The sequence below is a fragment of the Streptomyces sp. NPDC031340 genome, from assembly GCF_055569945.1.
In genome coordinates, this window is the sequence record NZ_JBVIIE010000007.1 from 150734 (window position 1) to 162840 (window position 12107).

The 12107-nt window shown below is 73.5% G+C and carries 7 protein-coding genes; 2 read left to right on the forward strand and 5 right to left on the reverse strand.

The window, feature by feature from the left end; all coding sequences use genetic code 11:
* Positions 1-190: 190 nt before the first annotated feature.
* From ACZ5GT_RS07235 to ACZ5GT_RS07245, 3 genes are all read right to left on the reverse strand, one after another.
* Positions 191-1555, reverse strand: a complete 1365-nt coding sequence (locus ACZ5GT_RS07235; RefSeq protein ID WP_469015974.1) for an FAD-dependent oxidoreductase — start codon at positions 1553-1555, stop codon at positions 191-193.
* A 514-nt stretch (positions 1556-2069) separates the two neighbouring features.
* Positions 2070-2885: an alpha/beta fold hydrolase gene (locus tag ACZ5GT_RS07240; RefSeq protein ID WP_469015977.1), complete on the reverse strand. Its 816-nt coding sequence runs from the start codon at positions 2883-2885 to the stop codon at positions 2070-2072.
* A 155-nt stretch (positions 2886-3040) separates the two neighbouring features.
* The gene (locus tag ACZ5GT_RS07245) at positions 3041-3712 is read right to left on the reverse strand and encodes a DUF4097 family beta strand repeat-containing protein (RefSeq protein ID WP_469015980.1); all 672 of its coding nucleotides are present in this window, start codon (positions 3710-3712) and stop codon (positions 3041-3043) included.
* Between the two features lie 240 nt (positions 3713-3952).
* On the opposite strand from ACZ5GT_RS07245, the gene ACZ5GT_RS07250 reads away from it, so the two are divergent.
* Positions 3953-4720 (forward strand): helix-turn-helix domain-containing protein, encoded by a 768-nt coding sequence (locus ACZ5GT_RS07250; RefSeq protein ID WP_360752009.1) that lies wholly within the window; start codon positions 3953-3955, stop codon positions 4718-4720.
* 393 nt (positions 4721-5113) lie between these two features.
* On the opposite strand, the gene ACZ5GT_RS07255 is transcribed toward ACZ5GT_RS07250, so the two are convergent.
* Both ACZ5GT_RS07255 and ACZ5GT_RS07260 read right to left on the reverse strand, forming a co-directional pair.
* Positions 5114-7915, reverse strand: a complete 2802-nt coding sequence (locus tag ACZ5GT_RS07255) for a SpoIIE family protein phosphatase (RefSeq protein ID WP_469015985.1) — start codon at positions 7913-7915, stop codon at positions 5114-5116.
* Between the two features lie 84 nt (positions 7916-7999).
* The gene (locus ACZ5GT_RS07260) at positions 8000-10555 is read right to left on the reverse strand and encodes a SpoIIE family protein phosphatase (protein ID WP_469015990.1); all 2556 of its coding nucleotides are present in this window, start codon (positions 10553-10555) and stop codon (positions 8000-8002) included.
* A 918-nt stretch (positions 10556-11473) separates the two neighbouring features.
* Between ACZ5GT_RS07260 and ACZ5GT_RS07265 the strand changes: the two genes are divergently transcribed.
* On the forward strand, positions 11474-12106 hold the full coding sequence (locus ACZ5GT_RS07265) for a GNAT family N-acetyltransferase (protein ID WP_469015996.1): 633 nt from the start codon (positions 11474-11476) through the stop codon (positions 12104-12106).
* Position 12107 lies beyond the last annotated feature (1 nt).

Below are 12107 nucleotides of genomic sequence, written 5' to 3' on the forward strand. Positions count from 1 at the left end.
CGCACGGGAGCGTGTCCCCGCACTCGGGGCGCGCGCGGTCCACCCGTGCCCGCACCGCTTCACTCGTCCCGCCACGGGGCGGTGCGCGGGGACACTGGGCCCCGCGAACGGGGCCCGCCCGTCCATCCGCTTCGGGGCGGGCCCTGTTCGCGACGTTTCCGTGGCGGCTCCCGGCCGCGGCGCGTGCTCCTTAGGCGCCGCTCTCCCGGAGCATGTCCTCGCGTTCGACGATCTTCACGCGCTCGCGGCCCTGCGGCTCGCCCAGGGCCTTCTCCGCGGCGTCCAGGCGGTGCCAGCCCTCCCAGGTGGTGAAGCGGACGCCGTGCTCGGCGAGGAACGCGTCCACGGCCTCGGGCGCGGGCGCGGCGGGGGTGTGCAGCCGGCCGTTCGCGTAGTCGTCCAGCAGATTGGCCACCGTCTCGTTGGCGTCGCCCTTGGTGTGGCCGATCAGGCCGACCGGGCCGCGCCGGATCCAGCCCGTGACGTACGTCGACTGCAGGTGCTCGCCGGTCTCCTGGACGACCCGGCCGCCCTCGTCCGGGACCGTGCCCGAGTCGATGTCCCACGGCAGCTTGGGCAGCTTGTCGGAGAGGTAGCCGACCGCGCGGTAGACCGCGGTGACGTCCCAGTCCTTGAAGGCGCCGGTGCCCTTGACGTTGCCGGTGCCGTCGAGCGCGGTGCGCTCGGTGCGCAGGCCGACGACCTTGCCGTCCTCGCCGAGGATCTCCACCGGCGACTCGAAGAAGTGCAGGAACAGCTTGTGCGGACGGTCGCCGACGTCGCGGATCGCCCAGTTCTCCAGGGTCTTGGCGACCATGTCGGCCTGCTTGTTGCCGCGCCGGGTCTCGATCGAGCCCGCGTCGTAGTCGATGTCCTCCGGGTCGACGATCACCTCGATGGTGGGGGAGTGGTCCAGCTCCCGCAGCTCCATCGGGGAGAACTTCGCCTGCGCCGGGCCGCGCCGGCCGAACACGTGGATCTCGCGCGCCCGGTTGGCCTTCAGGCCGTCGTGGACGTTCGGCGGGATCTCCGTCGGCAGCAGTTCGTCCGCCGTCTTGGCCAGGATGCGGGCCACGTCGAGCGCGACGTTGCCGACGCCGAGCACGGCGACCTTCTCGGCCTCCAGGGGCCAGGTCCGCGGCACGTCCGGGTGGCCGTCGTACCAGGACACGAAGTCGGCCGCGCCGTAGGAGCCGTCGAGGTCGATGCCCGGGACCGGCAGCGCCCGGTCGGCCGTGGCGCCGGTCGAGAAGATCACGGCGTCGTAGAACGCGCGCAGGTCGTCCAGGCTGATGTCGGACGGGTAGTCGACGTTGCCGAAGAGGCGGATCTGCGGCTTGTCGAGCACCTGGTGCAGGGCGGTGACGATGCCCTTGATGCGGGGGTGGTCCGGCGCGACGCCGTAGCGGATCAGGCCGAACGGGGCCGGCATGCGCTCGAAGAGGTCGATGGACACACCGGGGCCGGCGGCCACCTCGGACTTGAGCAACGCGTCGGCGGCGTAGATCCCGGCGGGGCCGGCTCCGACGATGGCTACCCGCAGGGGGCGGGGCATGATCAGGTTCCCTTCGAGCGAGGACAAAGCGACTCGAACGGGAAGCCTAAGCTAAGGCAAGCCTAAGTCAGTACGCGGGTCCGCCCTATGAGCCCATAACCCAGGCTTATGGGCTGGCTTCCCGTCCTGCGGCCTGGCGGGGGAACAGGCCGCGCCGGGCTCGTCGGCCGTCGGAGCCTCCGTCCGAGGCCCCGCGGGTGGTCGCTGCGATGAGCGGCCGGGCGATGACGAGAACGAGGACCAGGCCGACGACCAGGCCGCAGAGGGGCACGCTGTCGACGACCAGGCCGCGGGGATCGGCGCGATGGTCGTGCGCGGCACCCCGCGCGACAGCCTGTACACGCTGGACACCCTGCTGGACCCCGGCGGCGGGGTGAAGTCGGAGATGGTCGCGACCGACAAGGCCGGCGGCCCCGGCCAGGGCCCGCGCGCCCTCCGGAACCAGACGCCGTCGAGGACGACGAGGACTGACGGCCGGCGCTGCCTGGGCGACCGTCAGTCCGCTGGTCTGTCCTCAGCGCCCCCGGCGGTCGAGGCCGGCGACCTCGCGTACGGCCTTGGCGACGGCCGGGAAGTCCTTCTTGAGGATCGCACCGTGGTTGCTGGCGACCTTCGCGCCGATCTGGATGTTCGGATTGCGGGCGGTCACCGCGTCGAGGCTGGTGCGTATCCGTTCCTGCTCATCACCGCGGCTTCCGAAGGACGTCCCCGAAGCGACCACATATCGCACCGGGACGGTGATGTTGTCCAGCACGGGGCCCAGCTCGCGCTCGCGGGAGAGCCTGCCGACCTCGATGTTGCTGTCGGCCTGCTGTTCGGCGGTCATCCGCGGGGCCAGGCCCGTCGGGCGCAACAGCGGCAGGAACCAGCTCATCCGCCTGAACAGCTTCCGGATCCGCTGCTCCATGGCCTCGTCGAGCCAGTCGTACGGGAACGCGCCGTCGACCAGGACCGCGCCCAAGGCGCGCTCCGGATTCCGGCCGGCCCAGTGCGCCCCGACGAGCGCCCCGTAGGACCAGCCCACCACCAGCGCCCGGTCCACACTCCTGGCCGCGAGAACGGCATCGACGTCGCGGACGGCTGCCTCGAACGAATAGTCCGCCGAACGCTTCGATGTGCCTCGGGCCCGCTCGTCGTAGGTGATGTGCCGCCACCCCGTCCCCAGTTCGGCGGTGACCCGTCGCCAGTACCCCTGCGTGGCGAACTGGCCATTGAGGTAGACGACCGGGATACCGGGACTGCCGGTGTCGGTGACGGCCAGGGCCGTGTCGTCAACCGGCACCATGCCGGTCCACTTCGAGCTGGTCGAGGAAGTGCTGTTCTTCGTCATGTGTTCCCCCTGGTCGGGTGAGAGCGTCTTGTACGGCTTCTCCGGGTCCTGCGCTTGGATCGCAGACCCCTGGGGAGGGACGGCCGGGTCCTCGGCGACGACCGACAGGATCGCGATCGCGGTGGGCCCGGCCGGATGGTCCTGGTTCCGCTCCTTCAGAGGCTGCGGGCGGTGATGTCGCCGTGGGAGGCGGTGGCGCGGATGTTGAGGCCGGCGACGGCGCCGTCGGCGTTCAGGAGCGTGTTGCTGACCCGGCCGTAGCCGGTGCCGGCGTCCAGGGAGGCGGAGACCCCGTGGGCGGCGCCCACCGAGATGTCGCCCTTCTGCGTGCTGAGCGTGACGGTGCCGCGCACGGCCTCGGCGATCCGGATGTCGCCCCTCGCGGTGCTGATCTCCGCGGATCCGCCCAGCCGGCCGACCTCGACGTCGCCGTCGACCGCGGTGAGACGGACGCTCGCGGCCTCGTCGATCTTGATCTGGGAGTACGCGCCTTCGAAGGCGACGTCGCCGAGGCGGCCGACGACACGGAACTCGGCGCTCGCAGCCCTGGCCTCGACGCAGGAGCCGGCGGGCAGCTGGACCGTCACCTCGACGGATCCGGGGTTGCCGAGGATCCGGTTCTTCGCCTCCGGGGTCTCGATCCGCAGGACGCCCTCGCTGTAGGTGACCTCGACCTGCTCTGCCGCCTTCACATCGCGGCTCTTGGCGGCGTTGGCGGGCCGGACCTCGACCGTGGTGTCGGCCCGGTCGGCGGCGATGAACTGGATGCGTCCCGCGGGGATGTCGAGGACGGCGGAGACCGGGGCGGGGGTGGCGAACTTCTGCATCGTGCGCTCCTTGGGGTCGTCGTTTCCGATATTGGAAACGCTACGTTGCATTCGAATATTTGGCAACATCCTCGTTGCATTTCGACGTCATAAGTACTGGTGAAGGCCGATGTATCGTTGCAATGGCTTGGGTTGTAACGCAACAACCCCTCATTCGGTTCGTTGCAATGAATTGAAGGTGAACGCTATGCTGCAGCCCCCAGGAACCACGAACGACCACGAACCGTGAAGGAGACCGCGATGCCGGGAGGCAGGCTCACCCAGCAGGAACGCCGGCAGATCGCGCTGGGACTGGCCGACGGCCTCGCCTACGCGGAGATCGCCAGAGGTCTCGACCGCCCGACCTCAACCGTCACCCGCGAGGTCATGCGCAACGGCGGCCCCACCGCCTACCGCGCCGACCTTGCCCACCGCGCCACCGAGCGCCGCACCCACCGGCGCAAGCCGGCCGCACCCCGTGACGCGACGCTGCCCCCGGAGGCCCACGGGCGCGACGCCGAGGCGGTGCGCGAGTACGAGGAGACGCTCACCACCGTCTTCATAGGCTCGGGCACGCCCAAGATGATGGCCCGGGTGATGGCCTGCCTCTGCACCAGCGACGCGGGCAGCCTCACCGCGTCCGAACTCGTCCAGCGCCTCCAGGTCAGCCCGGCGTCCATCTCCAAGGCGATCGCGTTCCTGGAGAGCCAGGACCTCGTCCGCCGGGAACGCGACGAACGCCGCCGCGAGCGCTACGCCATCGACGACGACGTCTGGTACCAGGCCATGATGGCCAGCGTCCGCTCCACCGCCCAGGTCGCCGAAACCGCCCGCCAGGGCGTCGGCATCCTCGTCCCCGGCACCCCGGCCGCCGTCCGCCTGGAGAACATCGCCCGCTTCCTCGACTACGTCTCCGAGAGCCTCGCCCGCGCCGCCGACCAGGCCCGCGACGTCCTCCACACGAAACCCGGAACAACCTCGAACGACACCGCCCAACCAAGTCCAGACCAGTTGGATCAAGTGGGTTGATCGTGTCGGCGTCCGCTGACAGGCTGCCGCCGTGGATCTGGGACTTGCGGGGAAGACAGCTTTCATCACCGGGGGAAGCAGTGGCATCGGGCTGGCCATCGGGGGGCGTTCCCCCGGGCACGCTGTAAACCACATCCCGGACCTGCGCGAGCCGCGTGCCGGCGCCGTCCTTCCTCAGCTCGAAGCGCCCGCACGGCAGGCGGACCCGAGCAAGATCAATCTCAGCGGCACTTTCTGTGCCTCAACTACTCACACCCGGAGCTGATCAGGCGCAGCAGCAAGAGGGCGAGGCCGACAGCGAGTGCCTGAGCGCCGATCTCGGGCGGGGTCCCGCGATGCTGCGGCCTGCGGCCTGGTGGCCCGCGTCGGTGTTCGGATGAGTTGAGCGGAGGGTCAGGGGAGGGGTTGTTCGGACCAGATGATCTTGCCGGACGGGGTGTAGCGGGTGCCCCAGCGTTCGGCGAGTTGGGCGACGAGGAAGAGGCCTCTTCCGCCCTCGTCCGTCATGGTCGCGTAGCGCAGATGTGGCGAGGTGCTGCTGCCGTCGGAGACCTCGCAGATCAGAGTCCGGTCGAGCAGCACCCGGACGCCGATGGGCTCCCCGCCGTGGCGGATCGCGTTGGTGACCAGCTCGCTCAGGATCAGCTCCGTGGTGAACGTCAGCTCCTCCAGGCCCCACCGCGCGAGCCTGCGGGTGACGGCGGCGCGTACCTCCCCGACGGCCGCCGGGTCCGACGGCACCTCCCACTCCGCGATCCGGTCGGCGGGCAGCGCCCGGGCGCGGGCGACGATCAGGGCGATGTCGTCGCTCGGCCGGGCCGGCAGCCGCCCGTCGAGCACCGCCCGGCAGGTGTCCTCCGGCGAGGGACCGGCCCGCTCCAGCGCGCCGAGCAGCAGGTCGAGGCCCTCGTCGATGTCCTGCCCCCGGCCGCCGACCAGCCCGTCCGTGTACAGCACGAGACGGCTGCCTTCGGGCAGTTCGATGTCGGCCGCCTCGAACGGCAGACCGCCCAGGCCCAGCGGCGGCCCGGCGGGCACCTCCGCGAGACCGACATCGCCGTCCGGCCCGATCACGGCCGGCGGCGGATGGCCCGCGCGGGCGACCGTGCAGGTCGCGGACACCGGGTCGTACACCGCGTACAGGCAGGACGCGCCGATGACCGGGGCGCCGCCGTGCTCGGGCGCCTCGGCCTGGTCGATGCGGCCGACCAGCTCGTCCAGCAGGGTGAGCAACTCGTCCGGCGGCAGGTCGAGGGCGGAGAAGTTGTGCACCGCCGTACGCAGCCGCCCCATCGTGGCCGCCGCGTGCAGCCCGTGCCCGACGACGTCTCCGACCACCAGGGCGACGCGGGCCCCCGGCAGCGGCAGCACGTCGAACCAGTCGCCGCCGACGCCGGCCTGCGCGGGCCGGTACCGGTAGGCGATGTCCAGCGCGGACTGCTCCGGCAGGCTGCGGGGCAGCAGACTGCGCTGCAGGGTCACGGCCATGCTGTGCTCGCGCGTGTAGCGGCGCGCGTTGTCGATGGAGACCGCGGCACGCTTCACCAGCTCCTCGGCGAGCGCCAGCTCCTCCGCGTCGAAAGGCTCGGGCTTCCGCGAGCGCCAGAAGCTGACCAGGCCCAGCACCAGCGCCCCGGCGCGCAGCGGCACGACGATCAGCGAGTGGATGCCGTGGTCCATGATCCGCGCGGCCCGGTCCAGGTCCTGCTCGTGCCAGCCGGACACCGCGCGCAGGTCCGGCTCCAGCACGGCCCGGCCGGCCCGGAGACTGCGCGCGTGCGGCGAGGATTCGACGAACTCGATGTGCCGGCCCACCGGGTAGAGCGGGGAGTCCTCGCGGATCCCGGTGGCGGCGGTACGGCGCAGCGAGGTCGCGGTCTCCGGCTGGCCCCCGCCGAGCACGGCCTCGTAGAGGTCGACGGTCGCGAAGTCGGCGAACCGCGGCACGACGAGCTCGGTCAGTTCCTCGGCGGTACGGGTGACGTCCAGGCTGGTGCCGATGCCGACTCCGGCGTCGTAGAGCATGTCGAGGCGTTCGCGTGCCGCCTCCGCCCGGCCGGACAGGGCGCGCAGCTCCGTGGAGTCGCGGAGCGTGGCGACGCTGCCGGGCGGGCCGCCCTGGGTGTCCGTCGGCCGCTGGTTGACCGCCAGCAGTCGGTCACCGACCCGGAGCACCTCGTCGGTGGCGACCCGCCCCGAGGCCAGCAGGCCGACGGTGTCCGCGGCCAGGCCCAGGTCGCGGACATGGCGTCCCTCGGCGTCCGCGGGCAGGCCGAGCAGCCGGTGCGCCTCGTCGTTGGCCAGCAGCAGCTTGCCCTCGCCTCCGACGATCAGCACACCCTCGCGCACGGCGTGCAGCACCGCGTCGTGGTGGTCGTACATCCGGGTCATCTCGTGCGGGCCGAGGCCGTGCGTCTGGCGCAGCAGTCGCCGGCTCACCAGCGCGGTGCCCGCCGTGGCCAGGGCGAGGGCCGCGGCGGCGGCGACCAGGACCAGGGGCAGCTGCCGGTTGGCGACGCCGCCCACGTTCTCGGTGGTGATGCCCGCCGACACCAGCCCCACCACGGAACCGTCCGGTGCCCTGATCGGCGCCACCGCCTGCACCAGCCGCCCGATCGTCCCGTCGACCTCCTCGGTCACGGTACGGCCGGCCAGCGCGGGAGCGATCGTCCCCACGAACCGCTTGCCGATGCGGTCCGGCTTGGGGTGGGTGTAGCGGATGCCGTGGGTGTTCATGACAACGATGAAGTCCACACCGGTCGCCTTGCGCGCCGCCTCCGCCCGGGGCTGCAGGACGGCCGTCGGGTCGGGGGCGTCGAGCGCCTCCCGGGTGCCCGGCGCGTTCGCGAACGCCTGGGCGACCGCGACCGAGCGGTTGCGGGCCTCCAGGTCGCTGTCCCGCCGCACCTGCAGGACCAGCGCCACCACCGCGGCGACGACCAGCAGCAGCACGATCACCACATGCAGGACGAACACCTGCCCGGCCACACTGCGTCCGCTCAGCGCCGACCGCAGCCGGGCGGTCCGCCCCGGCGTCCGTCTTTCATACGGTTCCGGCCGGGTGGGCGCACCGCCCGGGACCCGCCGCGTCGGCTGCCCGTCCACCTCGAGCACGAGGCCGGGCGCGCGCCGGGTACGGGGACCGCTGGAACGGAGGGTCGACCGCGGCCCGGAGCGACCCACAAGTCGGACCATGCGCCTATGTCTACACCGTTACGCCCCAAGAGGCGAGAGACATCACAGAAGGTGACAGACCGTGCGCTCCCGCGCGGGGCCGGTTCAGTGCCGGCCGCCGGCCCGGGCGGCCTGCGGGGCACGGCGGGTGGCGAGCAGCAGGGCGATGTCGTCGGGCCGGTCGGTCATGTGCCGGGCCGTCGCGGTCAGCCGCTCGGCGACACCGGCCAGCGCGCGGCCCCGGCCGCCCGCGCGGGCGGCCGGCGCGCCCGCCCGGGCCAGGGCCACCCGCAGGGCCGAGATGCCGTCGTCGATGTCCATGCCGGGCCGCTCGACCAGCCCGTCCGTGTACAGCGCGAGAATGGCGCCGGGCTCGATGTGCAGCTCGGCGACCGGGTACCGGGCCCGCGGGTCCACCCCGAGCACCACACCGCCGGGCAGGTCGAGCACTTCGGTACGGCCGTCCGCGCGGCGCAGGATCGGCGGCGGGCGCCCGGCCCGCGCCACCCGCGCCAGCCCCGTGGCCGGGTCGAGACGGATGTAGCAGCAGCTCGCGAACTGCCCCGGGTCGAGGTCGATGAGCAGGTGGTTGGTGCCGCTCATGACCTCGTCGGGCGGGTGGTCCCCGAGCGCGAACGCCCGCACCGCGCTGCGCAGCTGCCCCATGGTGGCGGCCGCCTGCACGCCGTGCCCCTGCACGTCGCCGATGACCAGGGCCAGCCCGTCCCCGGCCTCCACGACGTCGTACCAGTCGCCGCCCACCTCCATGCCCTGGGTGCCCGGCAGGTAGCGGCCGGTGGTCTCCACCTGCGGGTGCAGCGACAGCCGACGGGGCAGCAGGGCCTGCTGCAGGCCCCGCGCGAGCGCGGCCTCGTTCTCGTAGCGCTGCGCCTTCTCCATGGCGTGGGCGATCAGCCCGGCGAGCGCGGTGAGCACCGTCCGCTCCTCGGTGCTGAAGCTGCGCGGGCGGTCGAAGCCGAGGATGCAGGAGCCGACCGGCCGCCCGGAGGCGATCAGGGGGAGGAAGGCGCGGGAGCCCTCGGTCGCGTCCAGCGGCAGGTCGGGATAGGCGGCGCTCAGCTGCTGCATGGAGTCGAAGAACAGCGGCCGGCCACTGGTCAGCGTCTCCACACCGGGCAGCCGGGCGTCCAGCCCCACGCCCTCGAAGGGCGTCAGGAACCCCGGCGGGAAGCCGGTCTCCCAGGCCAGGTACAGGTGCCGGTCCTGCAGCAGGTAGATGGCGAGCCGGCCGCCCCCGAACGCGGGCAGCAGCTCCCGCACCACCACGGCCGACACCTGGCGGGCGGTGACCGCCTCGGTCAGCGCGATGGCCAGGACGATGGGCCGGTACACCGCCGCCAGGGACGCGTCCCCGGAGGCCGCCGCGACGCCGCTCCCGCCCTGCTCGGGCACGGGCGCGAGACCGGAGGCCGTGTCCGCCACCCGGCCCGACGGGCGCAGCGTGTACGTCAGGATGGTGTCTCCGGGATGGACGGATACGTCGAGCCAGGTGCTCTCGTCCGACGTCCCGGCGGTGTCCGACGCGGCCCGCCCCAGGTGGAAGTGGACCGGGTCGGGGGACAGCAGGGCGCTGCGCAGATGGTCCTCGCAGTGCGGCTGCCCCAGCCACGGCACGCCCTCACACAGCCCACGGCCGAGCAGCTCCGACCGCGGCCGGCCCAGCAGCTGGGCGGCGCGCGGGTTGGCGTACAGGATCAGGCCCAGCCGGTCCGTGCAGAGCACGCCGTCGGGCAGCAGGTCCGCCGCGGCGTCGGCCGCCGCGCCGGGGCCCGGGTGGACGACGACGCCCCGGACCGGGTGCGCGCCGGACGGGAAGCCGTGCGGGGCGGGTGCGGTGTACGGGCTCCACAGTTCCACCACCCGCAGTCTGTCGTCGGCGGTCCGCATGTACAGCGGCAGCGCCGGCGGCCGCCCTCCGGCCGTCTGGCGAAGCGCGGTCAGCACCTGCTCCGGGCTCTCGGGGCAGACGGCGTCGGCGAGCGCGTCCACCCCCGTGATGTCCCCGGCGGGCAGGCCCAGCAGGTCGGGCAGGCGCTCGTCCACGGTCACCACGTCCGTCACCGGGTCCCAGGCGAAACCTCCGGCCCGCCCCGCGGCCGGACGCGTGCCGGGCGGCCGGACGCACACCGGGTCGTCGTCCCAGGCGACCGTCCGCCGGCCGCTCTCCAGGCGCAGCAGCGCCGTGCCCAGGTCCTCGGCGAGCTGCGCCACGCGGTCGCGTTGCGCGAGCAGTTCGGCGGCGTCCGCGGCGGGCGGGCGCAGCACGGTCAGGACGCCGAAGGTCGTCGACCCGCCGACGACCGGCACGTACAACGACCCGAACGGGAACGGCAGGCCCGCCGCGAACTGCGGATAGCGGCGCATCGTCTCCGCAGCGTTCGGCAGGACCACCTGGACGCCGAGCCGGTAGGCGTCGGCCACCGGGAACGGGCTGTCCGCGTGCAGCCGCCACCAGGACCGGAACAGGGGGCCGGGCAGCCCGGCGAGCACCGCCAGCCGCAGCAGTCCGGGCACGCCGGACCGCAGGTAGACCCCTCCCGAGTGACCGCCGGCCGCGCTGATCGCCTCCGTCGTGGCGTCCACCAGCAGCGCGGCCAGTTGCTCGGGTATCCGCTCCGTGTCCCTGGCGCTCCCAGTCATCGCCCCTACCTCGTCCGCGCGCCGCCGAGCGGGCGACACAGCAAGAATGCGCCACGACGGGCGCGGGGCGCACCCGGGCGGACAGAGTGATTCTTGAGACGCAAAGGGGCGCCCGGGTCTGCGGCCGTGGCCCGGCGCGCCGTCCCGCCCGGACGCGGAGCCGCAGGCGGCGCGCCGTCCCGGTTCAGGGCGCCCTTCGCCGCGGCCCGGGCGCTCCGGGCCGCGCCGCGCCGCGGACGGATCCGTGTCACCTGAGCGGGTGACGACAGGAGCGGGGTGTGGTCCGCGGGTCATGCCGCGTCGGGGGAGTGCTGGCGGGGCCGGACGGTCATCCGCGGGGTGGCGGGCCGTACGGTCGCCGCGCCACCGGACGGACGCGCTGCCCGGGCCCTGGCGTGATCACCGCCGGGCCCGGGCCCGGCGGTGATCGCGGCGGTGCTCGCGGCGTTGATCGCGGCGGTGCTCGCGGCGGTGCTCGCGGTGGCGATCCCCCCGGCGCGAAGTGGCCGCCGATGCACCGGTGCTTGCCGGCCGCCAACGGCAGGAACGCCCCCTCGGACAGCGTTGGCCGACTGCAGTCGAGCCACCGGTCGGGGTCGAACCCCACCGTCGGGGCGGAGCCGCGGGGCGCGGTGCAGCGTGCGTCGGCAGTACGCCAGTACGCCGGTCCCGGCCCGGCGGGCGGCGAAGCACCCGGCCTCCTGCCACGGACGAGCCTCCGGCCTCTTGCCGCGGGATGCGGCCCGGCAGCCGCGCCGGTGCCGGGCCCCGTCCCGGCGTGTCCACGGCGCTTGGGAGCGCCGGTGCCGGGCCCCGTCCCGGCGTGCCCACGATGCTTGGGAGCGCCGGTGCCGGGCTCCGTCCCCCCGCGTGTCCGTACCACTTGTGGGAGCGCTCTCAGCCGGGCAGGATGCTGCGGTGACCCAGCCTGCCGCCGTACGTCCCTACCGCCCCGAGGACCGCGAGGCCCTCGACGACATCTGCGTCCGCACCGCGCACGGCGGCCAGGACAGCCGGCCGTTCTACGCGGACCCCTCGATCTTCCCGGCGACCTTCGCCGACCCGTACGTCCATCTGGAGCCGGAGCTGGCGTTCGTCCTGGACGACGGCGAGGGCCGGGCGGTCGGCTACATCCTCGGCACCGCCGACACGCCGCGCTTTGCCGAGGACTTCCGCGCCAAGTGGCTGCCGCTGGTCGCGGACCGCTACCCCGACCCGGTCGGCGAGCCCGGCACCCCGGACGAGGCGATCGTCCGTCTGCTGCACCGCCCCGAGCGGATGGTCGTCCCGCAGGTCGCCGCCTACCCGGCCCACCTGCACATCGACCTGCTCCCCGAATGGCAGGGCCGCGGCCACGGCCGCGGCCTGATGCGGACGTTCCTGCGGGCCCTGCACGACCGGCGGATCCCGGCCGTCCACCTCTGCATGAGCACGGCCAACACCCCCGCCCGCGCCTTCTACGACCGCCTGGGCTTCCAGGAGATCCCGGTCCCGGACGCCGGCCCGGTCACCTGGCTGGGACGCCCGACCGAGGGGTTGGACCGCCTGTGAC